We start from the raw sequence: 26,059 nt of genomic DNA, 5'->3' as shown, positions 1-26,059 counted from the left end.
CCCGCCGGGCGGCCTTCGTGGTATAAAAAACCGCTGTCAGGCGACGACGAGGGGCGAGCGCAGATGTCCTACCCGAACTACGGCCCGTCCCCCTATGGACCGCCGCCCCAGACCCACCCCAACGGCACGACGATCCTCGTGCTGGGCATCCTCAGCCTGGTCGTGTGCGGCCTGCTCGGCCCGTTCGCCTGGGTGATGGGCAACAAGGCGCTGCGCGAGATCGACGGCAGCGGCTACTACTTCGAGAACCGCGGCATGGTGCAGGCCGGCCGCATCTGCGGCATCGTCAGCACCTGCCTGTGGCTAGCGCTGATCGCCTTCTACGTGGTCATCTTCCTCGTCGCCGGCGGCCTCGCCGTCTTCAGCCGCGTCGGCTCCTAGCGGGCGCCGGCCGTAGTCGCCGATCCCCGACTCCAGCAGGTCGAACCCCGCCCGCGCGCGCTCACGCAGGTCGGCGAGGATCTCCTCGCGCGGCTCGCCCGCCGTGCTGCGGAGGGTGTAGTGCCGCCCCAGCAGGCGGGTCAGCCCGAGGATGTGCTGCGCCACCAGCTTGGGCGTCAGGTCGTCGTCGTCCGCGCCGGTCTCCTCGGCGATGGCCGCGGCCAGGTCCTCCTCGATCTCGGACTCCAGCTCGCGCGCCCGTGCCGCCAGTGACGCGCTCTCGCCGACCAGCCGCCCCCACACCTCGGCGCCCTCGTTGAAGCCGTAGCGCCAGTCGCCCTCGTCCAGAGCCTGGAAGAAGTCGCGCCGGAAGGCCGCCACCACGCTCTCGCCGGGCGCCCGCTCGCGCACCACCCGCGTGCGGAGCTCCCGCAGGTCGTCCCGCCGGTCGAGGAACAGGTCCTCCTTCGTGCCGAAGTAGTTGAAGACCGTGTTGACCGACACGTCCGCCGCGCGGGCCACCTCGGCCACCGTGACGTTGTCGAACCCGCGGGACATGAACAGCCACATCGCCACGTCCGCGATGCGCCGGCGGGTCTCCCGCTTCTTGCGCTCGCGCAGTCCTTCCTCCATGCGCTCATGGTACCCAACTTGCAGTCGCTCCAAATTTGCGTCTACTCTAAATTTGGAGGCGATGAAATTGATCAACACGAAAGGTCTGAGCAAGACCTTCAAGGGCGGCGCCGAGGCCGTCAGAGGCGTGGACATCACCGTGGCGGCCGGCGAGATCGTCGGCTTCCTCGGCCCCAACGGCGCGGGCAAGACCACGACCATGCGCATGCTGACCACGCTCCTGCCGCCCACCTCGGGCACCGCCACCGTGGCGGGCCACGACCTGCTCGCCGACCCGGCGGGCGTGCGGCGGCGCATCGGGTACGTCTCGCAGGGCGGCGGCGTCAACCTCGCGGCGCCGCAGGCCGGCGAGCTGCTGCTGCAGGCCATGCTGTACGGCCTGAGCCGCGAGGAGGCGGGCGGGCGCGTCGCCGAGGTGCTGGACCGGCTGGAGCTCACTGGCATGGAGCACCTGCCCGGAGGGGCCCTGTCGGGCGGTCAGCGCCGCCGCTTCGACCTGGCCTTCGGGCTGCTGCACCGGCCGCCGCTGCTCTTCCTCGACGAGCCCACCACGGGCCTCGACCCCCAGAGCCGGTCCCACCTGTGGGACCACATCCGCGCGCTGCGCGCCGACCACGGCATGACGGTGTTCCTCACCACGCACTACCTGGACGAGGCCGACGCGCTCTGCGACCGCCTGCTGATCATCGACGGCGGCCGGATCGTCGCCGAGGGCAGCCCCGCCGAGCTGAAGGCCGGCGGCCGCACGCTCGACGACGTGTTCCTCGACATCACCGGCCGGTCGCTGCGCGAGGAGGTGCCGGCGTGATCGGGTCCGCGGCCCGGGACACGTGGCTGCTGTTCCGCCACAACCTCGCCGTCACGCTCCAGCAGAAGATCGGCATCGTCATCGGCGCGATCCAGCCGCTGCTGTTCCTCGTCCTGTTCGGGCCGCTCTTCGCCACGATCGGCACCTGGGAGACGCTCGTGCCGGGCCTGATCATCCAGCTCGGGCTCATGAGCACCGGCATGGCGGGGTTCGGCGTCGTCTTCGAGCGGCGCTTCGGGGTGCTGGAGCGGCTGCGCGTCACCCCGGCCAGCCGCCTGGCGCTGCTGCTGGGCCGGGTGCTCAACAACGTCGTCACGCTCATCGTGCAGACCGTGCTGCTCGTCGCCGTGGGCTACGCGTTCGGGCTGCGCGCTCCGGCGGCGGGCCTGCTGGCGGGGCTCGCGCTGGTGGTCGTGCTGGGCGCGGGCCTCGCCTCGCTGTCGTACGCGGTGGCGCTCACCATCGACGAGAACCTGTTCGCCCCGGTGATGAGCACGGTCGTGGTGCCGCTGGTGCTGCTGTCGGGCTCGTTCCTGCCGATGTCGATGGCGCCGGTCTGGCTGGACGTGCTGTCCCGCCTCAGCCCGTTCCGGTACGTGCTGGAGGCGCTGCGCGACCTGTTCGCCGGCCGCTACGTCACGGGCACGGTGGGGCTGGGTGTGGCGGTGACGGCGGCGCTGGCCGTGGCCGGCGTCACCATCGGCACCCGCGTGTTCGGCCGCGAGAACGCCTGAACACGCGGGAGCCCGGGGATCAGGCGGCGGACCTGCGGCGCAGTGCCGCGATGATGCCCTCCGGGTCGATGACCCCGTACCCGTAGTCGAAGTCGAAGCCCACCTCGCTGCGGTCGTCGGCGGTGCGCCGCAGCAGCGCCCGCAGCTGCGACGGCGACAGCCGCGTGGACGGCCAGCGGGTGCGCAGCGCGGCGACGAGCCCGGCGGCGACCGGCGTGGCCGCCGAGGTGCCCGAGTCGGGCTCGGTGTCGCCGAACGCCCGCGAGCCGGAGAAGTGCGTGTAGGCGCACACGTCCGGCTTGCGGGCGGTCAGCCGTCCCGGCCCCTGCGAGGAGTAGCCGACCCGCTCGCCGGTGATGTCCACGCCGCCGATCGACAGCGCCTTGGCGTGCGAGTTGGCGCCGACGATCGGCCGGTCGGGGTAGGCGCACCGGCCGTCGCGGCACTGGCGCCCGCAGTTGCCCGCCGCGAACAGCACGTCGGCCCCCGCCTGGTCGAGCGCGGTCACCATGAGGTTGAACGGGTGGGCCGGGTTGTCGGAGTAGTTGCCCGGATGGCCGACCGGGAAGTCCCACTCGGGGGAGAACGACCCCCAGGAGTTGGTGACCACCAGGGCCCGCGTCTCGGCGGGCTGCGCCTCCAGCACCCCGCGCAGGTGCGCGAACGCGGCCACCGCGTCCGACAGCAGCCCGTCGAGCGCCGACCCGCCGGGCCGCCTGGACAGCAGCACCGGCACGTCCACGAGCGTGGCCCGGGGCGCGCCGATGAGCGTGTCGAACGCGCACATCGTGCCGTGGTCGACCTCGAACTGGCCCGGCCGCCCGTCGACGCCCGGGGGCACCCAGCTGCGCGCCGCGTCGAGGATGACGTCCCTGCCGAGCTGCCGCGTGGTGTGGGCGAGGTTGATCCCGGTGTCGAGCACGGCCAGCGCCACGCCGGACCCGTCCAGCCCCTCGGCGCGCAGCGCGTCGGCGCCGAGCAGCCGCTCGACGTCGTGCCAGGTGCCGACTGGCGGGTCGCCGCCGCAGGTCAGCGTGGTGTGGATGACCGGGTCGGCGAACACGCCGGTGACGTCCGGGCGCAGCGAGGTCAGCATCGCCACGCGGGCGGTCAGCTCGTCGTCCGCGATGACGCCGCGCACCAGCACCGAGGCGTCCTCGGCGGCGAGCGAGAAGCCGAGCGGCTGGTTGAGCGACAGCGGGTCGCCGCCGGGCGGCGGTACCGGGCGCGCCAGCGGCACCGGCGTGTACGCGGGGTCGAGGACGACGCCGGGCAGCCCGTCGGCGACGTCGGCCACGGTGGCGCTCCGACCGGGGTCGACGACGGCCTCGACCACGTCGGGTGAGGGGCGGAGCTGGATGAGGACGCGCATGGGGTCACCACCGGGGATCGGAACGGGCGGACGCCCCCACGTTCCTGCATCCGCGGGGCCGCGTCCAGCGGTTCGCCCTGGGCTGACCTGCACAAACATCATCAAGAGGGCGAACCGGTCGGGACGGGCTTCCCCGCGGCCGATCCGTTCACTACGGTGAGGCGGCATGACCCCCCTGGCCCCCCACGCACCGACCGGCGACCACTGGCTGAAGGTGCGGCCGAGGCTCGTCCTCGCCAGCGCGTTCATGCTCTTCCTGGAGCTCGCCCTGATCCGCTGGACCGGGTCGAACATCGTCCACCTGAGCTACTTCACGAACTTCGTGCTGCTCGGCTCGTTCCTCGGCATCGGGCTCGGCTTCCTGCGCGTGGGCAGGTCCAAGGGGCAGCCGTACTACTCGCCCGTGGTGCTGTTCGGCCTGGTCGTCGTGGTCCTGGCCTTCCCCGTCACCGTGGACCGCGACACCGAGGGCGTCCTGTACTGGACGAGCCTGGCCACCACCGGGCCGCCCGCCTGGCTCATCCTGCCGGTGATCTTCTGCGCGGCGGCGCTCGTCCTCATGGGCCCCGCCGAGCTGGTCGGCCGCTGCTTCCCCGAGCTGCCGCGCCTGGAGGCCTACCGCTACGACCTGATCGGCAGCCTGACCGGCATCGCCGCCTTCACCGCGCTGTCCTTCCTCAGCGCGCCGCCCGTCTTCTGGGGCGCCGTCGCCGCCGTCGCCTACGGGCTGCTGCTCACGCCGCGCCCCCTCCTGTCCTACCTCGCGTTCGTCGCCGTGCCCGCCCTCGCCGTCGTCGGGCTCCTGCTGGCGGAGACGCTGACCGCCGGCGCCCTGTGGTCGCCGTACTACAAGGTCACCTTCCGGCAGTTCGAGCAGCTCGGCGTGCCGGTGACCGACATCTCCGTCAACGGCATCCCGCACCAGCAGGCCGTGCCCGCCGCCGCCCGGCTCCAGTGGGAGCGCCAGTACGGCCTGCCGTACGAGCGCGCCGCCACGCCGCCCCGCGACGTGCTCATCGTCGGCGCCGGCAGCGGCACGGACGTCGCCATCGCCCTGTCCAAGGGCGTGTCCCGGGTCGACGCCGTCGAGATCGACCCCAAGCTGCGCGAGCTGGGCGGCTCCACGCACCCCGACCACCCCTACGACGACCCACGCGTGACCACGCACGTCACCGACGGCCGCGCCTTCCTGGAGCGCACCTCCGCCAAGTACGACCTGATCCTGTTCGCGCTGCCCGACTCGCTCACGCTCGTGTCGGGGGCCAGCTCGCTGCGCCTGGAGAGCTACCTGTTCACCGAGGAGGCCATGCGGGCGGCCCGCGCCCACCTCAAGCCGGGCGGCGCCTTCTCCATGTACAACTACTACCGCGAGAGCTGGCTGGTCGACCGGCTGGCCTCCACCGTGAAGGCGGCCTTCGGCCACGACCCGTGCGTGGACGTCGTCAGCACCGCCGGGCAGCAGGCCGTCATCACCGCCGGCGTCACCCCGGCCGCGCAGCGGTGCGCCGCCCCGTGGGCCGGGGCCACGGCCGGCACCCCGCCGCCCGCCGGCGACGACCGGCCGTTCCTCTACCTCAAGGACCGGACGATCCCGCCCATCTACCTCATCACCCTCGGCTTGGTCCTCGCCGCCAGCCTGCTCGCCGTCCGCGTCGTGGCCGGCCCGTACCGGCGGATGCGCCCGTACGCCGACCTGTTCCTGCTGGGCGTGGCGTTCATGCTGCTGGAGACCAAGAGCGTGACCGGGTTCGCGCTGCTGTTCGGCACCACGTGGGTGGTCAACGCCATCGTGTTCGCCGGGGTGCTCGTGGCGGTGCTCGCCGCCGTCGAGGTGACGCGCCGCTTCCGCACCCCGCCGCTGCCCGTCATGTACGGCGTGCTGCTCGCGGGGCTCCTCCTGGCGTGGCTGGTGCCCAACGCGTGGCTGCTGTCCCTGCCGCTGCCGCTGCGGGCCGTCGCGGCGGTCACGGTGGCGTTCCTGCCGATCTTCGCGGCCAACGTGGTCTTCGCCAAGCGGTTCGCGGACACGGCCGACGCGACGACGTCGTTCGGGGCCAACCTGCTGGGCGCGATGGTGGGCGGCTGCCTGGAGTACCTCGCGCTGGTGATCGGCTACAAGGGGCTGATCATCGTGGCCGCCGTGCTCTACCTGGCGGCTTTCGCGCTGCTGCCCCGCCGGGGCGCGGTCTCGGCCTGACGAGCCGCTCCTCGGGTGGGCGCCCGCCGGGCCCTCAGAGGTCCCGGCGGTCTCCCCGCGGCGGGCGCGGGGAGACCGGCAGGCGTCACAGGCCGCAGAGCTCCTCGAGCGTCTTGGCCGTCTTCTGGGACCCGTTGCGGGTCGGCGTCTGCGTCGGCCTCGCGGCCGTCGTCGCGGGGCCCGTCGAGGTGGGGGCGCCGGCCGAGGGCGCGCCGGGCGAGGCGCTGACGTTCGCCGCCTGGGCGCGCCGGGCCGGCTTGACGGAGTCGGCGACCGCCTTGATCGCGGCGCGGCGGATCTTCACCCAGTCCGCGGCGCCCGGCCAGAAGTCCGGCGGGACGAACTGCATGCTGGTGATCTTGGCGCTCTTCACCTTGAACGCCAGCGCGACCAGCGGCTGCACCAGCTTCTGGGGGATGTTGGTCTGCGCCAGGCGCTTCGCCGCTCCGGCGATCTTGGAAAAGTTGATCAGGATCTTGTCCGGGGTGGCCTGCTTGGTGAAGGCGCCGATGACGCAGCGCTGGCGGCTCATGCGGGAGAAGTCGTCACTGTCCACCCGGGAGCGGCCGTACCACAGGGCCTCCTCGCCCGTGAGCTTCCGGAAGCCGGCCTTGATCGTGCCGGCGGTGCCGAAGTGGCCGCCCCACTTGACGTCCTGCTCGACCCGGATCTTCAGGCCGCCGATGGCGTCCACCAGGTCCGCGAAGCCGAACATGTTCATCAGGGCGTAGTAGTTGATCTCGAGATTGAGCGTGTAGCCGATGGCGTCCATCAACGCCCGGGGACCCTTGTTGTGGCCGCCCATGATCTCCGGGTGGTCGTTGGCGTACTGCCAGACCTCGTTGAGCAGGCCGCCGTTCGGCAGCTCGGCCATGTAGCCGTTCGGGAACTGCTTGTGCAGCGGCGACGACGGCGGGAAGCGCACGTGCTGGAGGTTGCGCGGCAGGCTGAACAGCACCGTGTTGCCCGTCCGGATGTCGACGCTGGCCACCGTCATGCTGTCGGTGCGCACGCCCGTCCGGTTGCCCGCCGCGTCGCCGCCGATCAGCAGGAAGTTCACCCGGTTCTTGCCGTTCCAGGGGTCCGCCTCCTTGATGGGCGCCACGTCCGGGTCGCTCGGGACGCTGGGGAAGATGGTCTGGATGGCGTCCCTGGTCTCCAGCACGGTGTTCGCGGTGAGCGCGAACGGCGCCATCACCGACACGCACAGCACGCCGACCACGATGCCGGAGACGATCTGACCCTGCTGGTTCAGCCGGTTGGGGCTCAGCGCCACGTACGAGGTCACCACCACGGCGAACCAGCACAGCGCGCCCAGCGCCGCCAGCGCGGTCACCGCGATCAGCGCGTCGTCCCCGACGAGGGTGGCGACGTTCTCCTGGGTACGCGTCAGGACGTAGGCGAGGGCGGCGAGCAGCAGCACCGCGTACGCGCCGATCAGCACCAGCCCGGTACGGCGGTGCCCGGCGCGCAGGTGCGCGACGCCGGGCACGATCACGGACAGGGCCGTCCAGCCGAGGACGGAGCCGACGGTCAGCGGCTTGGCGAAGCGCGGCGCGCCGCCGGCCGGCCGTCCCGGTCCCCGGCCGACCTTCCCGCCGGGCGGGCGGCCCTTGCCTGCCGGCCGGGTCTCACCGGCTCGGCGGCCTTGGCCGGTCTCGTCCGCCCGATGCCCTTCGCCGGCCTCATCGGCCTGGCGGCCCTCCCGGGTCTCGTCGGCCCGGTGGCGCTCCCCGGTCTTGCCGGCTCGGCGGACCTCCCGGGTCTTGTCGGCCTGGCGGCCCTCCCCGGTGCCATTGCTCCGGACGCCCTCGCCGGTGCCCCCGGCCTGGCGTCCCTCGCCGTTGGTGTCCCCGGCCCGGAGGCCCTCGCCGGTGTCCTCTGCGCGGCGGCCCTCGCCGGGCGCGACCGGCTTTGTGGAGGGGCGCGGCGGTTCGCTCCGAGGGCCGCTCACGGGTGCCGCAGGGGATTCGGCGCCCTCCGACGCGGAGGGGCCCGACCCGGAGCCGGACGCCGCGCGAGGACGGCGCGGACGTCGTTTCCCGCCCCCCGTCCCGGCGTCTACCCCATCGCGCTTGCTCACACCGGCTCCTTCACGCCTGCCAGGCAAAACTCGGTTTTGCCCCCCGTTGGGCACAAGATTGCCAGGATTCTAGTCCCCATATACGGACAACCGAGACATGTGCTCAAGCTGAGATGAACGCCGAATGACGTCAGGACGTCGTGGAGGACGGAGCCATCCACGTATTGCACTGGTACACCTGACTGCGCTCCCAGCCCTGCCGGAACCACCGGTTGTTGTTGGGCGGCGAGCCGTGGTCGCGCGGGTAACCCGGGTAGTCGCCCACCTGGCCGTAGAACCAGAACAGGCGGCCGCGGTTCGAGGTGTTCACCGGGTACGAGCTCGCGACGGAGCGCATCCACATGCCCGCGAAACAGGTCGCCTGCAGCTCCAGCTTCCGGCTGAGCGCCAGCTTGCCGCTCCTGCCGCTCGTCTCCAGCGTGCGCTCCCACCAGGAGTCCATGAGGCCCGTCAGGTTCTGCACGTGATGGCCGTACTCGTGGGCCATCATGCTGACGATCCCGCCGTTCCACGCGAGGAGCTGGGCGTAACCGCGTGACGTGCCGTTGCCGCGCGCCATCGCCGAGGTCGAGGCGTAGATGGTGTTGTTGCGCGGGCAGTAGTACGGGACCATGCCGCCCGGTGCCGGGTAGTCGCCGCACGCTCCTCGGCCGCGCTTGGCGGCGATGGCGTAACCCGGCGGGCTGAACGCGATGCCCTGCTTCTCCAGGATCGGCCGCCACGCCTTGTCCATGCACGCGCCGGTCTTCAGGATGAGTGCCTTGAGCTGGGCGTGGTCGAACACGTTCGCGTTGCCGGCCCGGCAGCTCAGCCTCGGGAGCGAGCCGGCGCGGTAGACCGTGTTCGTCTTCAGGCTCCGGTCCAGCTTGACCTGGGCCGGCGGGGTGACCGTGTCGTCGGGGGCCGGCGTCTCCTCGGGCTGCTGCGTGTCGCGGGTCTCCGAGGGGCGGGCCCGGGTCGTGGTGGGGAACGGGTCCGCGGTGCCGCGCGAGGTGGGCCGCTCGTAGGTGGGGATGGCGACGGGCGTGGTCGTCTCGGTGCCGGAGGTCCTGAACGCCACGGTGCCGATGACGAGCAGCACGAACAGCGCCGCCATCGACGCGAACACCAGGCCCACGATCCCTGCCGCGCTCATGCCCCGCTTCTTCCGGGGCTGCTGCGGCCACCCGTACGGGCCCGGGGGTGGGGGTGGGGGTGGCTGGGGCGGGCCCGGTTGGTACGGCGGTTGGTGGGGGCCCGGCGGGGGCGGCCACGCCGAGCCGCCCGGAGGCGGCGGCGGTGGCGGCGGCGGTGGCGGGACCTGCCGGGGCGGGCCCTGCGGGGGAGAGGGCGCCTGCGGGTGGGAGTACGGCGTGCCGTACGGGGAGCCAGGCTGTCCCTGCCGCCCAGGGGCCGGGTACCCGGGATACGGCTGGCCGGGAGACGGCGGGCCGTACGGCGAGTTCCCAGGTGCCGGGGACGGGCCCGGCCGGCCGTACGGGGTCCCGCCTTGAGGGGGCGCGGACGGCGGCCCGTACGGCGTTCCGCTCTGAGGTGGCCCGTACGGCGTTCCGCTCTGAGGTGGCGCGGACGGTGGCCCGTAAGGAGAGCCGCTCGGGGGCGGCGCCGACGGCCATCCGTGGGGAGAGCCGTCCGGGGAAGGGGCGTGGTCCTCGCCGGACGGGCGGTGGCCGGGGGGCGGCCAGGGGAGCGAGGGTGGCCGCTGGGGGTGGCCGGGCTCCTGGGGCGTGGGGGGATGCTGCCCGTTGCCTGTCACGCTGTCTCCCCGACTGGTCGCTTGTCCGTAATGCGTGACTTGAGAAGTCACTGGCCGAAGCTTTGCCAAATTTGGGGCAGAAGCATACTGATTTCTCACCCGTCACGGATGTGACAGCACTCGGTCACGGTCCGAAATCATTCGAGGTGATCTCCGCTATGTTCCCCACCGCGCGGCGGGCGGTGTCCTAGCTTCTTTGGCATGAACCTCCAGCAGCTCCGCTATGTGGTCGCGACTGCGGAGCACCGCACCATGACCGACGCGGCCAGGTCGCTCTATATCGCACAGCCTGCGCTTTCGCGTGCGATAAGGGATCTGGAACGCGAACTCGGCCTGACGCTCTTCGCCCGGTCCGGACGCGGTGTCGTCGTCACCGCCCAGGGCCGCCGGGTGGTGAAGCTGGCTAGGGAGGCGCTCGACGCCGTCCACGAGATCGAAGGACTCGCCAGCCACGCCGGCTCCACCGACACGGAGCTGCGCATCGCCTCCACCCCCACCCTCGAACCCGGCCTCGCCGGACGCCTCCTGCCCGCCTACGCCGCCGAGCATCCCGGTGTACGTGTGCAGATCGTCCGCTGCGAGGGGCGCGAGGCCGTGGTCAACGCCATCCGGGAGCAACGCGCCGACCTCGGGCTCACCGACCTGCCCGTGCCGGCCGACCTGATCACCCATCCCCTGGAACGTCAGGAGATCGTGCTGATCTCACCCCCCGGCATGGAGCTGCCGAACCCGGTGCCGATGGGCCGGCTCGACGGCATGCGCCTGGCGTTACCCGCCCGTGGCAGCCTGCGGCGCAGGGAGCTGGACGCGATGTTCGGCAAGTACTCCGTCAACCCGGTGGTGGTCCTGGAGACCGACGAGCGCAACGGCTGGCTCAATGCCGTGCGCAGCGGGAAGGCGTCGCTCCTGTGGTACCGGGGGATGGCCGAGCAGGCCAGCCGCGCCGGGCTCGTGGTGCGCTCGCTCGAACCCGCCGTCCGCCGCGTCATCGCCGTCGTCCACGCTCGCCGCCGCCTGCCGCTGATCGCCCAGGACTTCCTGTCCGCCGCCGAGAAGGGCTCCGCCGCCTGACGGCGCCGCCGTCGGCCGCCTCACCCTTCACTCCCCGCCCCTCACTCCCGCACTCCGTGCACGGGCCCCGCCCCTGCCGCCGGCACCGAACCCTCCTCCGGTGCCACCCCTCCCCGGCCGCGCACCGATCCAGGTGCGTCGCCTCCCCGGCCTCGCACCGCCTCGGGTGTGTCGCCTCCTGGAACGGCCTACCTAGATCCACCCGGCCTTTCCGGCACCACTCGCCGGCCACGACCGCACCGGCGCACTCGCACCACCGCCGCCTCCGGCGCCGCACCATCGCCCTCCACGGCACCGCACCACCCGCCGGCCCGTTACGGCTACCCCGCGGGCGCCGCCTTGCCGCAACCCGTCGGACCGCATGTCCCGTATGTCCTGGAAGCCGGAAATGCCCGCCCCACGGGCATCGGGTCCTCCGGGGCGGGGCCTGGAACGGTCCGGCGGGGGCTGCCGCACAGTGGACGCCCCATGACGAGGCCGCGCGCAGGACCGCCCAGCGGCCCTGGAGCGTGGTCCTGGAGTGGGGGCGGGAGGGTGGGCCGGAGGTGGGTGGGTGCGCGGTACGCTCGCCCCTGATGAGCACTTTGCGGCTGCGCCACCGGACGTTCGGGCCGGGGGAGTACGCGGTGATGGCCGTGGTCAACCGAACTCCCGACTCGTTCTACGACAAGGGCCGCACCTACGGCTTCGGCGCGGCCGTCGAGGCGGTCGACCGGGCCGTCGAGGGCGGCGCGGACATCGTGGACATCGGCGGCGTCAAGGCGGGCCCCGGTGACGACGTTGACCCCCGGGAGGAGATCCGCCGTGTCGCCGGGCTGGTCGAGGCCGTCCGCGAGCGGCACCCCGAGCTGATCATCAGCGTCGACACGTGGCGGGCCGAGGTGGGCGAGGTGGTCGCCGGCGCCGGCGCGGACCTGCTGAACGACACCTGGGGCGGCCCCGACCCGGGCCTGGCCGAGGTGGCCGCGCGGCACGGCATCGGGCTGGTGTGCGCCCACGCGGGCCCCGCGGCGCCCCGTACCCGGCCGCACCGGGTCGCCTACGCCGACGTGGTGGCCGACGTCGTCTCCCACACGGTGGGCCTGGCGCGCCGGGCCGTGGCCGCCGGGGTGCCGCGCGAGTCGATCCTCATCGACCCGGCCCACGACTTCGGCAAGAACACGTACCACTCGCTGGAGGTCAGCCGCCGGCTGGGGGAGATGACCGCGACCGGGTGGCCGGTGCTGGTGGCGGTGTCGAACAAGGACTTCGTCGGCGAGACGCTCGGCGGGCTGCCCGTCGAGGAGCGGCACGCCGGCACGATCGCCACCCTGGCGGTGTCGGCGCTGCTCGGGGCGCGGGTGTTCCGGGTCCACGACGCCGCGTCCGCCCGTACGGCGCTGGCCGAGATCGCCCGGCTCGGGTGATCAGACGGTCCGGGCAGCGGTATGGCTGATCACACGGCCGGGCGCCGCCATACGGCTGATCGGACGGCCGGGCGCCGTCGTACGGCTGATCGGACGGCCGGGGCAGCCGTACGGTTGATCAGACGGCCGGAGGCAGCCGTACGACGGCCCGCAGCCCCGGCCCGGCGTCCTCCAGATGAACCGTGCCGCCGTGGGCGCGCACCGTCTCCCGCACGATCGCCAGCCCCAGCCCGGCGCCGCCCTCGTCCCGGCTGCGCCCCGAGTCGAGCCGTGTGAACCGGTTGAACACCCGCTCCCGGTCCGCCTCCGGGATGCCCGGCCCGTCGTCGGTCACCGTCAGCACCCCGTCGCGCGTCAGCGCCACCTCCACCTTGGAGGCCGTGTGCCGGACGGCGTTGTCCACCAGGTTCGTCAGCACGCGGCTCAGGTCGAGGGCGTCGCCCCGCACCACCACCGGGTCGCACACGACCAGCCGCGCCTCGCCGTACCTGTCGACGATCTGCCGCACGACCTCGTCGAGGTCGACCGGCTCCCTCCGGGCGGGCACGCCGCCGCGCTCGTCCAGCCGGGCCAGCGCGAGCAGGTCCTCGGCCAGCCGCGACAGCCGCATCGCGTCCTCCAGGACGCCCTCGGCCGTCTCCGGCCAGTCCTGACCCTCGGGGTGGCCGAGCGCCACCTCCAGTTGCAGCCGGATGCTGGCCAGGGGGCTGCGCAGCTCGTGCGCGGCGTCCGAGACGAGGGCCCGCTGGCGCTGCTCGGCCTCCTCCAGCCGGGCCAGCATGCCGTTCAGCGTGACGGCCAGGAAGTGGACCTCGTCCCGCGACTCCGGCACGGGCAGCCGGCGCGAGCGTGCCGTGTGCGTGATGTCGGCCGCGCCCCGGCGCAGCGCGGCGATCGGCCGCAGCGTCCGCCCGATGATCATCCAGCTCGCCAGGGCCAGCACCACGACCAGCAGCGGCGTGCCGACGAGCAGCACCCGCCCCGCCGTGCCGACGCTCGTCTGGATCTCGCCCACGGGCCTGGCCGCGAGCACGGTACGCCCGTGGTCCGCGCTGACCGCCATCACCCGCAGCGGCCCCGGGATCGCGTACGGCCGGCCGTCCAGGAAGATCGCGGAGCCGTCGCGCAGCAGCCGTGCCCGCTGCCGGGCGTCGACCAGGGGCACCAGCCGGTCGGTGCCGTACGTGGCGTGCGTGATGCGGCCGGAGGCGTCGACGACCTGCACGATCGTGCCGTCGTTGGTGGTGATCGGGTTGGTCAGGGTGCCGGCGTCGGCGTGGACGCGCACGGTCTGCGCCTGCTGCCGCGTCGTCTCGTCGATGGTGTCGACCAGCGCCCGGTCCAGCACGCTGACCAGCACCGACGCCGACAGCGCCAGCGCCGCCGCGAGCACCGCGACGGCCACCACGGTCAACCGGAACCGCAGCCCCTGCCGCCGCCACCACGCGTACGGCGTGTCAGGCACCGTCGCCGGCCAGCCGGTAGCCCGCGCCGCGCACGGTCTGCAGCGAGTTACGGCCGAACGGCCCGTCGAGCTTGCGCCGCAGGTAGCCCACGTACACCTCCACCACGTTGGGGTCGGTGTCGAAGGTGTCCCAGACGTGCTCCAGGATCTCCGCCTTCGACACCACCTCGTCGCGCCGGCGCATCAGGTACTCCAGCAGCGCGAACTCGCGGGGGGTCAGCTCCACCGGCGTCTCGCCGCGCTGGACCTTGCGCCGCGCCGGGTCGAGCGACAGGTCGCCGGCGGTCAGCACGGCCGGGCGCCGCCCGGAGTCGCGCCGCAGCAGCGCGCGCAGCCGCGCCACCAGCACCACGTACGAGAACGGCTTGGTCAGGTAGTCGTCGGCGCCCAGGTCGAGCCCGTCGGCCATGTCGTACTCGCCGTCCTTGGCCGACAGCATGAGGATGGGCACCCAGTTGTCCTCGGCGCGCAGCCGCTTGCACACGTTGTAGCCCGACAGGCGCGGCAGCATGATGTCCAGCACCACCACGTCGTAGTCGCCGTGCCGGGCCAGGTGCAGCCCGTCCTCGCCGTCGTGGGCGAGGTCGACGGCGAACCCCTCGGCCTGCAGCCCGCGCTGCAGCGCCGCCGCCATCCGCCGCTCGTCCTCGACGACCAGTACTCTCATGCGCCCCATCCTCCCGTGCCCGCCCTGAGACGGAGCTGAGAAGCCTGAGAGCCGTCTCAGCCCGTCTCAGGCTCCTCAAAGGATGCATGACGCAAGCTGCTGACATCGACATGAGCGTCGAGCTGAACATCCGCATACGGTTGAGGAGTGACATGCGTAGAGGCACGTTCGTGAGGTGGGCGGTCCCGGTCGCGGCGGCAGCCGTCATCGGAGGGGCGCTCGGCGCCGGTCCCGTCATCGCCGCCGTCAGCGGTGAGCCGGCGCTGCCGGAGCGATCGGCGCAGCAGCTGCTCGCCGACGCGGTGGCCGCGTCCAAGGACAAGAACGGCCCGCCGGCCATGTCCGGCACCGTCCAGCAGACCGCGTCGCTCGGCCTGCCCGCCCTGCCGCAGAGCGGCGGCGAATCGCCGTTGACGCTGCTGTCGGGCTCGCACGAGATCAAGGTCTGGTACGGCTCCAGGAACCGGCTGCGCGTGGCCATGCCGACGCAGATGAACGAGACCGACCTGATCGTCAACGACGACCAGACGTGGTACTGGGACAGCGCCGCCAACACGGCCACCCGCCTCAAGGTCAAGGCGGGCGCCAGGGACACCCCCGAGGCGCACCGCCCGGCCACCTCCACGCCCGCGGCGATGACCCCGCAGGCGGTGGCCGAGCACCTGCTGGCCACGGCGGGCGAGTACAGCACCATCAGCGTGGCCAACACCGACAAGGTGGCCGGCCGCCCCGTCTACCAGCTCGTCGTCGCCCCCAAGGACGAGGGCTCGCTGGTGAAGGAGGTGCGGCTCTCGCTCGACGGCGAGACGTACGTGCCGCTGCAGGTGCAGGTGTTCGCCAAGGGCTCGTCCGAGCCGGCGTTCCAGCTCGGCTTCACCCAGGTGACCTTCAGCGAGCCGGCGGAGGAGAACTTCACCTTCACCCCGCCCGCCGGGGCCAAGGTGAAGGAGACGACCATCGGCGACGAGCCGCCCGCCGGTCAGGAGAAGGCCGTGGAGAAGGCCGAGGAGGCGCGGAAGGCCGCCGGCGACCGGCTGAAGATCGTCGGCGACGGCTGGACCAGCGTCGCGGTGCTGAAGATGTCCGAGGCCGACCTCAAGGGCCTGCAGTCCGGACAGCCTCAGCTGGACGGCCAGGACGGCCGGAAGGGCCAGGACGGCAAGGCCGACGGCGCGCAGGCCGGCGCGATCACCGAGAGCCTGCTCAAGGCCGCCACCCCGGTGAGCGGCACGTGGGGCTCCGGCAAGCTGATCAGGACGAAGCTCGTCACCGCCCTGATCACCGACGACGGCCGGGTCCTCATCGGCGCGGTCACCCCGGAGGAGATCACCAAGGCGGCGGGCATCAGGTGACGACCGTCACGCTCGAAGCGGGGGCGCCCTTCGGGGCGGCCCCGCCCTCCGCCGGCCCCGCGATCGTCACGCGGGAGCTCACCAAGCGCTTTCGCGGCGGTCAGGTAGCGGTGGACGCGCTCGACCTGACCGTGCCGCGCGGCTCGGTCTTCGGGTTCCTCGGGCCGAACGGCTCGGGCAAGACCACCACCATCCGCATGCTGCTCGGCCTCGTCGCGCCCACCTCCGGTGAGCACGAGCTGCTCGGGCTGCCGCTGGGCGAGGCGCTGCCCCGGGTCGGGGCGCTGGTCGAGGGGCCCGCGTTCTACCCGTACCTGTCGGGCGAGGCCAACCTGCGCCGCTTCGACGCCGCCGACCCCACCGCGCCGCCCGCGACCGCGCGCCGGCGCGTCGCCGAGGCGCTCGACCGGGTCGGCCTGACGGCCGCCGCGGGCAAGCGCTACCGCATGTACTCGCTCGGCATGCGCCAGCGGCTGGCCATCGCCGCGGCGCTGCTCGGGCCGCGCGAGCTGCTCGTCCTGGACGAGCCGACGAACGGGCTCGACCCGCAGGGCACCCGGGAGGTGCGCTCGCTGGTCAAGGAGATCGCGGCCGGCGGCACCACGGTGTTCGTCTCGTCGCACCTGCTGGCCGAGGTGGAGCAGATGTGCACCCACGCGGCGGTCATGCGGGCCGGCCGGCTCGTCGCCCAGGGGTCGATGGCCTCGCTCAGCGGCGGCCAGGCCACCCGGGTCCAGGTGCGGACGCCGGACCCGGCCGCCGCGCAGCGCGTCCTGCGCTCGCTGGGCCTCACCGACGTGCGGGCCGACGCGCGGGCCGAGGCCACGGCGGAGGGCTCCGCGGTGAGCGCCGAGCTGGGCGGGCACGCGCCGGAGCGGGTCAACGCCGCCCTCGTGGGGGAGGACGTCGCCGTCCGGGGGTTCGCGGTCGTACGGCCGAGCCTGGAGGACGTGTTCGTCAGACTGACGGGAGAAGGATTCGATGTCGACGGCTGAGACGCGCCCCCGGCGCACCCCGGGCCTCGTCCCGGTCTCCGAGACGCTCCGCACCGCCGACCGCGACAGCCCCGAGTTCGCCCCTGCCGTGACCGAAGGGCCGGCCGTGGCGGAGGCGGGCACCGGAGCGGGCGCAGCGGGGGGAGGCGCCCGGGGCGACGGCGGGCCGCTCCCGCGCCGCGCCGGGGCGTTCTGGCGGCTGCTCGGCTCCGAGCTGGGGCTGACCTTCCGCCGGCCGCGCAACCTCGTGATGCTCGCCGTGCTGGCCAGCGTCCCGATCATTCTCGGCGTCGCGCTGCGCCTGGTCGCCGACGGTATGGGCGACGACGGCCGGGGCGGCGGGATGGGCGGTCTCATCGAGTCGGTCGCGGGCAACAGCCTCATGCTGGCCTTCGCGTCGCTGTCGTTCCTCGTCGTGCTGCTGATGCCGGTCGCCGTGAGCGTGGTGGCGGGCGACGCGATCGCCGGCGAGGCGGGCGCGGGCACCCTGCGCTACCTGCTGGCCGCCCCGGCGGGGCGCACCCGGCTGCTGGCGGTCAAGTACCTGAACGCGGTCGTGTTCTCCTTCGCCGTCGCCGCCGTCGTGGCCGTGTCGGCCCTGCTGACGGGGCTGGCGTTGTTCCCGGTGGGGCCGGTGACGCTGCTGTCGGGCACCACCGTGTCCGTGGCCGACGGGCTGCTGCGCATCCTGGTCAGCGTCGGGTACGTCGGCGCGGGCATGGCCGCGCTGGCGGCCGTGGCGCTGGCGCTGTCGACGTTCACCGAGGTGTCCATCGGGGCCATCGCCGGCACCGTGGTCATCGTCATCGTGTCGCAGGTGCTGCGCGCCGTGCCGCAGCTGGAGGCGGTCAGCCAGTACCTCCTGCCGACCTGGTGGCCGCGCTTCGACGGGGCGCTGCGTGACCCGATCGACGTGGGGGCGATGCGGGACGGGCTGGTCGCGTTCGGCGCGTACATCGTGCTGTTCGGCTCCGTGGCGTGGGCGCGCTTCACCGGCAAGGACATCACGTCCTGAGCCGGACGAGGGGCCTGTCCCGGGGGAGTTCGTCGCCGTCGGGTCCGCGGCCGGGGGAGCGGTGGGGGCCGGAGAGCCTGCCCCCGCGTGGCTCTCCGGCCCCCTGACCCGGTGTTTCCGCAGCTTGCGCGCGTACCGGGTGCAAGGTGTGGATGCCCGATAACCATCTGTGTATGGGTGAACGCGCCCCGATGTGGGGCACCTCACAGACGCCGGGCGGTGTTTCCGGGGCCGTCCTCCGGATAGGGGGAACGGCAAGAGCGGACGAGACCCGAAGGAGGCACCGACATGGGGACCGACGACAAGATCTCCAACAAGGCGGAGGAACTGAAGGGCCGGGCCAAGGAGAACATCGGCGACGTCACCGACGACGAGCAGCTCCAGGCCGAAGGCCGCGCCGACCAGACCGAGGGCGCGCTCAAGCAGGCCGGCGAGAAGGTGAAGGACGCCGGGAAGAAGGTGAAGGACGCCTTCACCAAGGACACGTGACCGCGCCCGCGCCGCGGCGCGGACCCCGGGTGGGGCCCGCGCCGCGGGGGCCGGTCACGGCATCAGCCGGATGAACTCCTCCAGCGAGAACCGTCCGTCGCCGTCCGCGTCGCCGGTGTCGCGCAGCGCGGGCATCGCCTCGGCCGGCAGCGCCGGGAAGTGGGCCCGGAACTCCGCCTCGGTGATGTAACCGTCGCCGTCGCCGTCGAGCGCCGCGAACTCCTTCTTCAGCCGCGTCAGCCGCTCATCCGTCACGTCTCATCACCTTTCCGTCGGGGCCCGTCGGGGGCACGTCCACCCGACAACCTAGCGACCCCGCCGTGCCGGCTCGCGGGCCGCCCTGCCGGTCAGGAGGGGCGGCGGCGCAGGGCGAGGACCGCGACCACGATCCCGACGACGCCCACCAGGAGCCCCGCCCCGCCCAGCAGCCGGGCCGTGCCGTCGGAGGCGGACGACGCCGCCACCGGCTGGGCCGCCACAGAGGGGGCCGAGGCGGGGGCGGCCGCCGGGCTCGCCGCCGGTTCCGCCTTGGCGGCGGCCGGGGTGAGCTTCAGCAGCGGCGCCGGGTGCTCCGCCTCCGTGCCGTCCGTCTTGGGGGCGTCGGACCAGTTCACGACCTCGCCGCCCGAGTACGTCTGCTTGGTCGGGAACATGAGCTGGTCGACGCCCTCGGGCAGCTTGCCCATGGACACCTCGAACTCCTGGAACTCGCCCTTGGAGATCTTGCCGCCGGACCAGACGACCTTGGAGACGGCCTCGGTCAGGTCGCCGTACTCGGTCTTGACCGGGGCGGGCAGCTTGCTCTCGGTGACCTTGACCGTCCAGCCGGGCACGGGCTTGACCGACACGAACGCCAGCGGGTGGTCGGTGGGGAAGGTGACCTCGACGCGCTCGGTCGAGGCGTCGTCGCGCTCGTTCGGCACCCGGAACGCGACCTTGGTGAAGCCGCCCTGCTCGGCGGCGGCGGGGTTGATGGTGACGTGCGCCAGGGCGGGCAGCGCGGTGGCGGCGGTCACGGCGGTGACGGCGGCGAGCACGGTGACGGCGCGGCGCGCCAGCGAGCGCCCGGACACGGCGAAGGACATGGTGAACGACATGCTGGATCTCCACGTGAGAATCGGGGGGAATGACAAGGGGTGTCAGAGGTCAGGCGGTACGTGGAGGACCGCGCCTGGCCAGGCTGTGACGGAGAGCGGGATCAGGAGGGACGACGCGCACCCGCACCACGGGGGGCGCCTGCCGCGTGGACGGCAGCGCCGGGAACGGCCCGGCGAGCAGCGCGCGCCCGAGACGGCGTCCCAGGCCGTCGTGGAGGCGGCGCAGCAGTGACCAGAGCGCGGTCTCGCCGCGCGCCAGCCACCAGCCGGTGACGAGTGTGGCCGTCAGATGCGCGGTCAGCATGCCGGCGTCGACGGCCAGGCCGTGTCCGCTGCCGGGCATGCCGGCGTCGACGGCGAGGCCCGTCCCGCCGGCAGGAGAGCCGGGCAGGTGGACGGTCACGTAGCCGGTGTAGCCGTGGGTGGTGCCCCCGGCGAACAGCTCGTGCAGGCCCGCCTGCGCGGCGGCCAGCGCGAGGTTGACCGTCAGCGGGTGCCGCTCCCTGCCGCCCAGCGCGAGCGCCAGCACGGACACCGCCCCGAGGCCGAGCGCGGCCGTGCCCGGCGCGGGCACCGATCCGCCGCCCGCGGCGTGCGCCAGGGCCGCGAGGACGACGCAGACGGCGGAGAAGACGGCCGTCCGCGCGATCCTGAGGGGAAGGTGGGCGCGCATGAGCGGCCCCATCGTCTCACGGTCCCCCGGCCCTCGCGCAGCCAACACCCATAACGGTCAGGCCATGTCACCCGAGCCATGTCACCCGAGCCGCGCCACCCGAGCCGGGGCCGTCCAGGCCGGTCCCGTCCAAGCCGTGCAATGCGCGTTCGATTTGCGGAGAATGTCGCTAGGGTCGTGCCGATCACGTTGACATAGAGGTGAGAACGTTGCGGCACTTTGCTGGATTACTCCTCGGGGTCGTGGTGACGGCGGCCCTGGTCGGAGGCGGGGGATGGGCGGTCCAGCAGGCGCTGAGCACCGCGCAGCCGCCGGCCGGCCAGAAGCTCTGGATCGCGCTCGGCACGATGGCCGCACTGGGCCTGGTGATGGGGCTGGTGGTGGCGGGACGGGTCTCACCGCTGGCGACCTTCCTGCCGTCGATGGCGCTGCTCGCCTGGACGGTCGTGTACGCGCTGGACATGAACCGCGCGCTCTCCTGGATCCCGGCGGAGCCGTCGGTGAACCAGATCGTCCGCGAGGCCGGGCAGGGCGCCAGGACCCTGCTGACCACGGGGATGTTCGCGCTGCTGGGCGTGGCGCTGTTCATCCCGGTGCTGATGCCCTCGCGCTGGGCGCGCCGCTACGACGACGATGACGACGAGTACGAGGAGAGCCCGCAGGGCGGCTACTACTGACGGCCGCCCTGGCGCGCGCTCACACGGACTCGACCGGCGGCGGGACGGCCTCCCCGCGCGTGTAGAGGCGGGTGACGACCTCCTCGATCGTCGCCTGCCCGGGGGCGGTGGCCATGAGGTCGCCGACCGTGCCGTCGAAGGCCAGCCGCCCGTGGTCGATGAGCATGACCCGGCGGCAGAGCCGCTCGACGTCGCCGAGGTCGTGCGTGGTCAGCAGCACGGTGGTGCCCCGCTCGGCGTTGACCCGCAGCAGGAACGACCGGATGCCGGCCTTGCTGACCACGTCCAGCCCGATGGTGGGCTCGTCGAGCACCAGGACCTCGGGGCCGTGCAGCAGCGCGGCGGCCAGATCGCCGCGCATCCGCTGGCCCAGGCTGAGCTGCCGCACGGGCGTGCCCATGAACCCGCCCAGGTCGAGGGTCTCGGTCAACTCGTCCAGCCGCGCGGCGAACAGCTTGCGATCTACTTTGTAAAGGAGCCGGATCAGCTCGAAACTGTCCCGCAGCGGCAGGTCCCACCACAAGGTGGTCCGCTGCCCGAACACCACGCCGATCCGCCGCGCCAGCGCCGTCCGCCTGCGCGACGGGTCGAGCCCGGCGACGCGCACGCTGCCGGAGCTGGGGGTGAGGATGCCGCACAGCATCTTGATCGTGGTGGACTTGCCGGCGCCGTTCGGGCCGAGGCAGCCGACGAACTCGCCCGGCTCGATCCGGAACGACAGGTCGCTCACGGCGTGCACGACGGCGCGCCGCACCTTGAAGGTACGGCCGACGCGGTCCGCCTCGATGATGGGCATGGTCAACTCCCCGTGGATCGATAGTGCCTGAGGCCCTGCCGCCAGGCCAGCCACGCCGACAGGGTGAGGACGGCGGCGGCGACCGGGCCGAGGAACCGGACGAAGCCGGGCGTGCCGAACGGGTCGTCCCGGTCCAGCACGTACAGGGCGGGCTGCCAGTTGACGAACGCCAGCGGCAGCACGTACGTCACCCCGCGCGCCAGGTCGCGGCCGTACACGCTGAGCGGGTACTGGGTGAGCTGGCCGCCGCCGTAGGTGAAGGCGTTGGCCACCTCGGGGGCGTCGGTGAGGAAGAACTGGGCCGCCCCGCCGAGCGTCCAGATCGCGGCGAAGATGACGACGCCGGTGACGACCATGACGGGGACCATCCACAGCCTCCGGACGTCCACCTCCAGGACGGACAGCGCGTAGCCGAGCACGACCGCCGCCTGGACGACCCGCCCGGCGCGGGTGGGGGCGAAGCGGTCGGTGGCGAGCTGGATCCACGCGCCCACCGGCCGCACCAGCATCGTGTCGAGCGTGCCCGCCCTGATGTGCTGGCTGACCCGGTCCACGTTGCTGACGAACATGTCGCACAGGGCGAACGACAGGCCGGCGCCGCCGTACAGGAAGAGGACCTCGTCGCGGGTGAAGCCGCCCAGCGCGGTGGTGTGGGAGAAGATGACCAGGATGACCGCCACGTCGGTGGCGGTGACGGCCACGCCGAGCACGACCATGAGGGCGAACGAGGCGCGGTAGGCCATGGCGGCGCGGGTCCACGTCCACGCCAGCAGCGCGTACGTCCTAACCACCCTGGATCACCACCCGGTGGCGTACGGCGAGGGTGGCCAGGGCGCCGAGCCCGAGGAGCGCGGCGGCCCACAGCGCCTGGAAGGCGAGGGTGGGCCCGGCCTGGGCCGTGCCGAGGTAGACGTCGGCGGGCGCCTGGGCCATGGCGGCCCACGGCAGGGCCCGCACCACCTCCCCGAGCGTGCCGGGGAACAGCGCGAGGGGCACCATCATGCCGCTGAGCAGCGTGGTCAGCAGCATCGAAAAGACCATGACACCCCGGTCGTCGGCCAGCCAGCAGACCGACAGGGCGACGAGGTAGCGCCAGGCGAAGCTGACGACCACCCCCGCCGTGAGGCAGGCGAGGAAGCCCGCCCACTGCGCGGGGCCCGCCGGAACGGTGATGCCGAACAGGACGGCGCCCGCGACCATCGGCGGGACGCCGCGCACGAGGAGCTGCTGCGCGGCCCGGCCGAGGTCCTCGGCCAGCGTCCAGAGCTGGAGCGGCGCCGGGCGGACGAGGTCGAGCGCGATGTCGCCGCTGCGGATGCGCTCGGGCAGCGTCAGGCCGCCGCCCAGGAGCTGCATCGGCCCGATGAACGCCTGGGTGATGAAGCAGAACGTGACGGCGGTGCTCACGTCGTAGCCGGCCAGGCCGGGCCGGGCCTGCCAGAGCGCGATGAGGATGTACGCGCGCAGCACGCCGAACACGCTGTTGGTGAAGGCCCCGGCCAGGGCCGCCCCCACGTACGTGGCGTGCTTGCGGAATCCGTACCGGACGAGCCGGGCGTAGAGGGGGAAGGTGACGCACCTCCGGAGAGTGATGGCACGGTGACATGCCGTGCCCGGGCCCGCGCGCGGGCCGGCCAGTGGGAGCGCTGGATTATGGTCCGGGCGTCGCCGGCCTCGCAACGGATTTACCGCAGGCCCGGGGCGAGTGATGCGTCCGCGACAAGCGCGGGTGAGGGACGAGTTCCTTACTCGTTGGTAGATCGGTGTTCTGCGGGGAAAGGGACTCATCGGAGGACCGATCATGCACATCGACAGGGACGTCGCTCCGGACTATCCCCTCAGCTGGCAGGCGCGCGCGTTCATCGGCCTGATGCGCGGCACGCTCAAGCCGGCGTCCAGCCTGTTCATGCGGCACGCCCTGGCCCTGGACTGCGCCTCCCGCCTGGGCGGGCTGGTCGACCTGCTGCCGCTGCGCCTGCCCGGCCACGTCACGGTCACCCCGGCCGCGTTCTCGGCGTGCGGGGGCGAGTGGGTGCGCGCCGGCGAGGAGGTGGACGAGGCCAAGGTGGTGCTGTACTTCCACGGCGGCGGCTACTTCTCCGGCTCACCGGCGACGCACCGGCCGATCACCTGGCGCCTGTCGCGCGTGGCCAGGCGTCCCGTGCTCGCCCTCGACTACCGTCAGGGCCCGGTGCACCGGCTGGCCGACTCCTTGTCGGACGCGCTCGACGCGTACCGTTGCCTGCTGGAGCAGGGGTACGCCCCGGAGGACGTCATCCTCGCGGGCGACTCCGCCGGCGGGCACCTCACCCTGGCCAGCCTCCTCGCGCTGCGCGACCGGGAGCTGCCCATGCCCGGGGCGGCCGTCTGCCTGTCGCCGTGGGCCGACCTGACGGACTTCCCGCGCCGGGTCAACGCCTGGCAGGACCCGATGCTGCCGGCCGGCCGGGTGCGCTGGCTCGCCCGTCGCTGGACCTCGGGCCTGGACCCGCGCGACCCGCTGGTGTCGCCGGTGCTGGGCGACTTCGCCGGGCTGCCCCCGTTGATGATCCTGACGGGCTCGACGGAGGTGCTGCGCGACGAGGCCCGCCGCGTCGCCGTCCGCGCGCGGCAGGCGGGGGTGCCGGTGCGCTACGAGGAGTGGCGGCGGATGCCGCACTGCTTCCCGCTGCTGGCGGACGTGGTGCCGGAGGCGCGGCTGGCGTTCCGCCACATGGGGGAGTTCCTGTCGGCCGTGGGCGCCTCCTCGGCCCGGGACGAGGGGGCCGCAGCCTGACCCTTGCGTAGGGCCGCGTCACTTGGGTAGTCGGTGTAAGTTAGGCTTCCCTAAGTAGAGCGGAAGGGTTGGTGTATGTCCGGCAAGCCCAGGGACCACCATCGCGGCGTCGTCCTGCGCACCGAGCGGCTCACCCCGCACATGATCCGCGTCGTGGTGGGCGGTGACGGCCTGAGTGACTTCGCCACGTCCGGGCTCACCGACCACTACGTCAAGCTGGTCTTCCCGCACGAGGGCGTCGACTATCCCGAGCCCTTCAGCGTCAAGAACGTCCGCGAGACCATGCCCCGCGAGCTGTGGCCCCGGCTGCGCAGCTACACCGTGCGCTCCTGGGACGCCGAGGCGCGCGAGCTGACGATCGACTTCGTCCACCACGGCGACAAGGGCCTGGCGGGCCCGTGGGCCGCCCGGGCCGTGCCCGGCGACGAGCTGCTCATGCTGGGTCCGGGCGGCGGCTACGTGCCCGACCCGGCGGCCGGCTGGCACCTGCTGGCCGGTGACGAGAGCGCGCTGCCCGCGATCGCCGCCTCGGTGGAGGCGCTGCCCGCGGGCGCTCTGGCGTACGTGCTGCTCGAGGTGGACGGCCCGGCCGAGGAGCAGAAGATCGAGACCGTGGCCGACGCCCACGTCACCTGGCTGTACCGCGACGGCAGGCCCGTCGGCGAGGCGCTGGTGCAGGCGTTGTGCGAGCTGGAGTTCCCGGAGGGCGACGTGCACGCGTTCGTCCACGGGGAGGCCGGCTTCGTCCGGCGGCTGCGCCACCACCTGCGCATCGAGCGGCGGGTGCCGCTGGAGCGGCTGTCGATCTCCGGCTACTGGCGCTCCGGCGTGGACGACGAGGCGTGGCGGGCGGTCAAGAAGGAGTGGAACCGGCAGATCGAGGCCGAGGAGACGGCCGAGCTCGGCTGACCGCCTCCCCGGGCTCCGGTCACGGGATCTTGGTGAGGTCCACGAGACGCATCCGGCCCTGGACGGTGTAGGAGAGCAGCCGCTGCGCGGCGTAGGGAACGGGGATGGGCATAGGCTCGTCCGGGCTCTGGATCCCCAGCTCGGCCGACTTCCCGCTCATCCTGTCGTGCAGGACGACACCGCAGCACGACCACGGCCCGCTGCCGGCGGGGCAGCCCGGCCAGCGCGTGCCACAGCCGCTGCTCGTCCCCGCTGGGCAGCGCGTCGTGGTGCGCACGTTCGGGCGGGTCCCAGGCGAGGTGCTCGCGCCGCCGTGACCGCCAGGCGCGGATGTGCAGCCTGGCCATCGTGGTGCGCGCGTAACTCTCCGGGTTGTCCTTCAGCCGCACCCGCGCCCAGGAGCCGCGCAGCTTGACCAGCGCCTCCTGCACCAGATCGGCGGCGTCGTGCGGGTTCCCGGCGAGCACGTATCCGTAGCGCAGCAGCGCGTCGCCGCGTTCGGCGACGAACTCCGCGAAACGGGGGTCTTGGTCCACGTGCGTCAGCCCTTCGTCGTCTTGGTCACCTCCCAGAGGCGCCGGGCGCGGAAACTGTTGCACGCGAAAGGGCCGCGCCGATCCGGGGGGAGATCGGCGCGGCCCTCGGTGTCGCCGGGGGAACCCTTCCATGCCCTGAAGGTGGCCGGCGAGCCTTGGCGGCCCGTGGAG

26 protein-coding genes and 1 pseudogene are annotated in these 26,059 nt (G+C 73.1%); 14 read left to right on the top strand and 13 right to left on the bottom strand.

All coding sequences use genetic code 11. The annotated features are described in order from the left end of the window. Positions 1-63 precede the first annotated feature (63 nt). Positions 64-381, top strand: a complete 318-nt coding sequence (locus ACIBG4_RS00320) for a DUF4190 domain-containing protein (RefSeq protein WP_310712031.1) — start codon at positions 64-66, stop codon at positions 379-381. Here the strand turns inward: ACIBG4_RS00320 and ACIBG4_RS00315 are convergent. Continuing rightward, entirely contained in the window at positions 304-1,014 is a 711-nt protein-coding gene (locus ACIBG4_RS00315) for a TetR/AcrR family transcriptional regulator (RefSeq protein WP_397199984.1), read from the bottom strand. The genes ACIBG4_RS00320 and ACIBG4_RS00315 overlap by 78 nt on opposite strands. Before the next feature lie 61 nt (positions 1,015-1,075). Here ACIBG4_RS00315 and ACIBG4_RS00310 point away from each other — a divergent pair, with 61 nt between their 5' ends. Together ACIBG4_RS00310 and ACIBG4_RS00305 are read left to right on the top strand one after the other, a co-directional pair. Further along, a complete protein-coding gene (locus ACIBG4_RS00310) occupies positions 1,076-1,822 on the top strand; it encodes an ABC transporter ATP-binding protein (protein WP_397199983.1) in 747 nt (248 codons plus the stop codon). Further along, the gene (locus tag ACIBG4_RS00305) at positions 1,819-2,556 is read left to right on the top strand and encodes an ABC transporter permease (RefSeq protein ID WP_397199982.1); all 738 of its coding nucleotides are present in this window, start codon (positions 1,819-1,821) and stop codon (positions 2,554-2,556) included. Before ACIBG4_RS00310 ends, ACIBG4_RS00305 begins: the two co-directional genes overlap by 4 nt. 19 nt (positions 2,557-2,575) lie before the next feature. Here ACIBG4_RS00305 and ACIBG4_RS00300 read toward each other — a convergent pair whose 3' ends face one another. Beyond that, positions 2,576-3,928, bottom strand: coding sequence for a S8 family peptidase (locus ACIBG4_RS00300; RefSeq protein WP_397199981.1), 1,353 nt, complete (start codon positions 3,926-3,928; stop codon positions 2,576-2,578). A gap of 166 nt (positions 3,929-4,094) precedes the next feature. Between ACIBG4_RS00300 and ACIBG4_RS00295 the strand changes: the two genes are divergently transcribed. Then, on the top strand, positions 4,095-6,125 hold the full coding sequence (locus tag ACIBG4_RS00295; protein WP_397199980.1) for a spermidine synthase: 2,031 nt from the start codon (positions 4,095-4,097) through the stop codon (positions 6,123-6,125). Positions 6,126-6,210: 85 nt separating this feature from the next. Here the strand turns inward: ACIBG4_RS00295 and ACIBG4_RS00290 are convergent, their stop codons facing one another. Continuing rightward, a complete protein-coding gene (locus ACIBG4_RS00290; protein WP_397199979.1) occupies positions 6,211-8,079 on the bottom strand; it encodes an LCP family protein in 1,869 nt (622 codons plus the stop codon). A 259-nt stretch (positions 8,080-8,338) separates the two neighbouring features. Next, positions 8,339-9,343: a neutral zinc metallopeptidase gene (locus ACIBG4_RS00285; protein WP_397199978.1), complete on the bottom strand. Its 1,005-nt coding sequence runs from the start codon at positions 9,341-9,343 to the stop codon at positions 8,339-8,341. Between the two features lie 822 nt (positions 9,344-10,165). Between ACIBG4_RS00285 and ACIBG4_RS00280 the strand changes: the two genes are divergently transcribed. Together ACIBG4_RS00280 and folP are read left to right on the top strand one after the other, a co-directional pair. Next, complete coding sequence (locus ACIBG4_RS00280) at positions 10,166-11,035, top strand: LysR substrate-binding domain-containing protein (protein ID WP_397199977.1); 870 nt, start codon at positions 10,166-10,168, stop codon at positions 11,033-11,035. A gap of 575 nt (positions 11,036-11,610) precedes the next feature. Next, the gene (gene folP, locus ACIBG4_RS00275; protein WP_397199976.1) at positions 11,611-12,441 is read left to right on the top strand and encodes a dihydropteroate synthase; all 831 of its coding nucleotides are present in this window, start codon (positions 11,611-11,613) and stop codon (positions 12,439-12,441) included. A gap of 118 nt (positions 12,442-12,559) precedes the next feature. Here folP and ACIBG4_RS00270 read toward each other — a convergent pair whose 3' ends face one another. Both ACIBG4_RS00270 and ACIBG4_RS00265 read right to left on the bottom strand, forming a co-directional pair. Further along, positions 12,560-13,906, bottom strand: a complete 1,347-nt coding sequence (locus ACIBG4_RS00270; RefSeq protein ID WP_397199975.1) for a sensor histidine kinase — start codon at positions 13,904-13,906, stop codon at positions 12,560-12,562. After that, positions 13,899-14,573: a response regulator transcription factor gene (locus ACIBG4_RS00265; RefSeq protein ID WP_310712043.1), complete on the bottom strand. Its 675-nt coding sequence runs from the start codon at positions 14,571-14,573 to the stop codon at positions 13,899-13,901. The genes ACIBG4_RS00270 and ACIBG4_RS00265 overlap by 8 nt, the downstream gene beginning before the upstream one ends. Before the next feature lie 152 nt (positions 14,574-14,725). Between ACIBG4_RS00265 and ACIBG4_RS00260 the strand changes: the two genes are divergently transcribed. The 4 genes from ACIBG4_RS00260 (at position 14,726) to ACIBG4_RS00245 (ending at position 18,424) form a co-directional block, all read left to right on the top strand. Continuing rightward, on the top strand, positions 14,726-15,925 hold the full coding sequence (locus ACIBG4_RS00260) for an outer membrane lipoprotein carrier protein LolA (RefSeq protein ID WP_397199974.1): 1,200 nt from the start codon (positions 14,726-14,728) through the stop codon (positions 15,923-15,925). Further along, positions 15,922-16,920: an ATP-binding cassette domain-containing protein gene (locus tag ACIBG4_RS00255; protein ID WP_397199973.1), complete on the top strand. Its 999-nt coding sequence runs from the start codon at positions 15,922-15,924 to the stop codon at positions 16,918-16,920. The genes ACIBG4_RS00260 and ACIBG4_RS00255 overlap by 4 nt, the downstream gene beginning before the upstream one ends. Further along, complete coding sequence (locus ACIBG4_RS00250) at positions 16,907-17,935, top strand: ABC transporter permease (RefSeq protein WP_355435778.1); 1,029 nt, start codon at positions 16,907-16,909, stop codon at positions 17,933-17,935. The genes ACIBG4_RS00255 and ACIBG4_RS00250 overlap by 14 nt, the downstream gene beginning before the upstream one ends. 288 nt (positions 17,936-18,223) lie before the next feature. After that, positions 18,224-18,424 carry a CsbD family protein gene (locus ACIBG4_RS00245; RefSeq protein WP_355435775.1) on the top strand — a complete coding sequence of 67 codons (201 nt, stop codon included), beginning with the start codon at positions 18,224-18,226 and terminating at the stop codon, positions 18,422-18,424. Between the two features lie 54 nt (positions 18,425-18,478). On the opposite strand, the gene ACIBG4_RS00240 is transcribed toward ACIBG4_RS00245, so the two are convergent. From ACIBG4_RS00240 to ACIBG4_RS00230, 3 genes are all read right to left on the bottom strand, one after another. Beyond that, on the bottom strand, positions 18,479-18,679 hold the full coding sequence (locus tag ACIBG4_RS00240) for an EF-hand domain-containing protein (RefSeq protein WP_355435772.1): 201 nt from the start codon (positions 18,677-18,679) through the stop codon (positions 18,479-18,481). A gap of 92 nt (positions 18,680-18,771) precedes the next feature. Then, complete coding sequence (locus ACIBG4_RS00235) at positions 18,772-19,521, bottom strand: YcnI family protein (protein ID WP_397199972.1); 750 nt, start codon at positions 19,519-19,521, stop codon at positions 18,772-18,774. Positions 19,522-19,570: 49 nt separating this feature from the next. Further along, positions 19,571-20,194, bottom strand: coding sequence for an MFS transporter (locus ACIBG4_RS00230; protein WP_397199971.1), 624 nt, complete (start codon positions 20,192-20,194; stop codon positions 19,571-19,573). A 209-nt stretch (positions 20,195-20,403) separates the two neighbouring features. On the opposite strand from ACIBG4_RS00230, the gene ACIBG4_RS00225 reads away from it, so the two are divergent. Continuing rightward, positions 20,404-20,871 carry a hypothetical protein gene (locus ACIBG4_RS00225; RefSeq protein WP_397199970.1) on the top strand — a complete coding sequence of 156 codons (468 nt, stop codon included), beginning with the start codon at positions 20,404-20,406 and terminating at the stop codon, positions 20,869-20,871. A gap of 19 nt (positions 20,872-20,890) precedes the next feature. Here the strand turns inward: ACIBG4_RS00225 and ACIBG4_RS00220 are convergent, their stop codons facing one another. From ACIBG4_RS00220 to ACIBG4_RS00210, 3 genes are read right to left on the bottom strand one after another with little or no spacing between them, the layout of a single operon-like run. Continuing rightward, positions 20,891-21,667 (bottom strand): ATP-binding cassette domain-containing protein, encoded by a 777-nt coding sequence (locus tag ACIBG4_RS00220; RefSeq protein ID WP_397199969.1) that lies wholly within the window; start codon positions 21,665-21,667, stop codon positions 20,891-20,893. A gap of 2 nt (positions 21,668-21,669) precedes the next feature. Next, positions 21,670-22,458, bottom strand: a complete 789-nt coding sequence (locus ACIBG4_RS00215; protein WP_397199968.1) for an ABC transporter permease — start codon at positions 22,456-22,458, stop codon at positions 21,670-21,672. Beyond that, positions 22,451-23,182 (bottom strand): ABC transporter permease, encoded by a 732-nt coding sequence (locus ACIBG4_RS00210; protein ID WP_397199967.1) that lies wholly within the window; start codon positions 23,180-23,182, stop codon positions 22,451-22,453. Before ACIBG4_RS00210 ends, ACIBG4_RS00215 begins: the two co-directional genes overlap by 8 nt. A gap of 286 nt (positions 23,183-23,468) precedes the next feature. Here ACIBG4_RS00210 and ACIBG4_RS00205 point away from each other — a divergent pair, with 286 nt between their 5' ends. The 3 genes from ACIBG4_RS00205 to ACIBG4_RS00195 all read left to right on the top strand — a co-directional run bounded on the left by ACIBG4_RS00205 (position 23,469) and on the right by ACIBG4_RS00195 (position 25,669). Continuing rightward, positions 23,469-24,443 carry an alpha/beta hydrolase gene (locus ACIBG4_RS00205; protein ID WP_397199966.1) on the top strand — a complete coding sequence of 325 codons (975 nt, stop codon included), beginning with the start codon at positions 23,469-23,471 and terminating at the stop codon, positions 24,441-24,443. Between the two features lie 75 nt (positions 24,444-24,518). Continuing rightward, positions 24,519-25,352, top strand: coding sequence for a siderophore-interacting protein (locus ACIBG4_RS00200; RefSeq protein ID WP_397199965.1), 834 nt, complete (start codon positions 24,519-24,521; stop codon positions 25,350-25,352). A 104-nt stretch (positions 25,353-25,456) separates the two neighbouring features. After that, positions 25,457-25,669 carry a hypothetical protein gene (locus ACIBG4_RS00195; protein ID WP_397200702.1) on the top strand — a complete coding sequence of 71 codons (213 nt, stop codon included), beginning with the start codon at positions 25,457-25,459 and terminating at the stop codon, positions 25,667-25,669. 48 nt (positions 25,670-25,717) lie between these two features. Here the strand turns inward: ACIBG4_RS00195 and ACIBG4_RS00190 are convergent. Next, positions 25,718-26,020 (bottom strand): annotated as a pseudogene (locus tag ACIBG4_RS00190) (hypothetical protein); the annotation flags it as partial. Positions 26,021-26,059 lie beyond the last annotated feature (39 nt).

The sequence above is a fragment of the Nonomuraea sp. NPDC050383 genome (assembly GCF_044459125.1).
In the GTDB taxonomy this organism is placed as follows: domain Bacteria; phylum Actinomycetota; class Actinomycetes; order Streptosporangiales; family Streptosporangiaceae; genus Nonomuraea.
The sequence above is the reverse complement of the archived record's forward strand: the minus strand, read 5'-3'. Positions and strand labels throughout refer to the sequence as shown.

What these genes read in the sequence shown, in the direction of transcription:
- ACIBG4_RS00260 (WP_397199974.1), top strand. Translation starts at nt 14,726, where the DNA reads ATGCGTAGAGGCACGTTCGTGAGGTGGGCGGTCCCGGTCGCGGCGGCA.
- ACIBG4_RS00320 (WP_310712031.1), top strand. Translation starts at nt 64, where the DNA reads ATGTCCTACCCGAACTACGGCCCGTCCCCCTATGGACCGCCGCCCCAG.
- ACIBG4_RS00295 (WP_397199980.1), top strand. Translation starts at nt 4,095, where the DNA reads ATGACCCCCCTGGCCCCCCACGCACCGACCGGCGACCACTGGCTGAAG.
- ACIBG4_RS00300 (WP_397199981.1), bottom strand. Translation starts at nt 3,928, where the DNA reads ATGCGCGTCCTCATCCAGCTCCGCCCCTCACCCGACGTGGTCGAGGCC.
- ACIBG4_RS00195 (WP_397200702.1), top strand. Translation starts at nt 25,457, where the DNA reads ATGGGCATAGGCTCGTCCGGGCTCTGGATCCCCAGCTCGGCCGACTTC.
- ACIBG4_RS00230 (WP_397199971.1), bottom strand. Translation starts at nt 20,194, where the DNA reads ATGCGCGCCCACCTTCCCCTCAGGATCGCGCGGACGGCCGTCTTCTCC.
- ACIBG4_RS00280 (WP_397199977.1), top strand. Translation starts at nt 10,166, where the DNA reads ATGAACCTCCAGCAGCTCCGCTATGTGGTCGCGACTGCGGAGCACCGC.
- ACIBG4_RS00265 (WP_310712043.1), bottom strand. Translation starts at nt 14,573, where the DNA reads ATGAGAGTACTGGTCGTCGAGGACGAGCGGCGGATGGCGGCGGCGCTG.
- ACIBG4_RS00235 (WP_397199972.1), bottom strand. Translation starts at nt 19,521, where the DNA reads ATGTCGTTCACCATGTCCTTCGCCGTGTCCGGGCGCTCGCTGGCGCGC.
- ACIBG4_RS00200 (WP_397199965.1), top strand. Translation starts at nt 24,519, where the DNA reads ATGTCCGGCAAGCCCAGGGACCACCATCGCGGCGTCGTCCTGCGCACC.
- ACIBG4_RS00220 (WP_397199969.1), bottom strand. Translation starts at nt 21,667, where the DNA reads ATGCCCATCATCGAGGCGGACCGCGTCGGCCGTACCTTCAAGGTGCGG.
- ACIBG4_RS00315 (WP_397199984.1), bottom strand. Translation starts at nt 1,014, where the DNA reads ATGGAGGAAGGACTGCGCGAGCGCAAGAAGCGGGAGACCCGCCGGCGC.
- ACIBG4_RS00250 (WP_355435778.1), top strand. Translation starts at nt 16,907, where the DNA reads ATGTCGACGGCTGAGACGCGCCCCCGGCGCACCCCGGGCCTCGTCCCG.
- ACIBG4_RS00285 (WP_397199978.1), bottom strand. Translation starts at nt 9,343, where the DNA reads ATGAGCGCGGCAGGGATCGTGGGCCTGGTGTTCGCGTCGATGGCGGCG.
- folP (WP_397199976.1), top strand. Translation starts at nt 11,611, where the DNA reads ATGAGCACTTTGCGGCTGCGCCACCGGACGTTCGGGCCGGGGGAGTAC.
- ACIBG4_RS00205 (WP_397199966.1), top strand. Translation starts at nt 23,469, where the DNA reads ATGCACATCGACAGGGACGTCGCTCCGGACTATCCCCTCAGCTGGCAG.
- ACIBG4_RS00245 (WP_355435775.1), top strand. Translation starts at nt 18,224, where the DNA reads ATGGGGACCGACGACAAGATCTCCAACAAGGCGGAGGAACTGAAGGGC.
- ACIBG4_RS00310 (WP_397199983.1), top strand. Translation starts at nt 1,076, where the DNA reads ATGAAATTGATCAACACGAAAGGTCTGAGCAAGACCTTCAAGGGCGGC.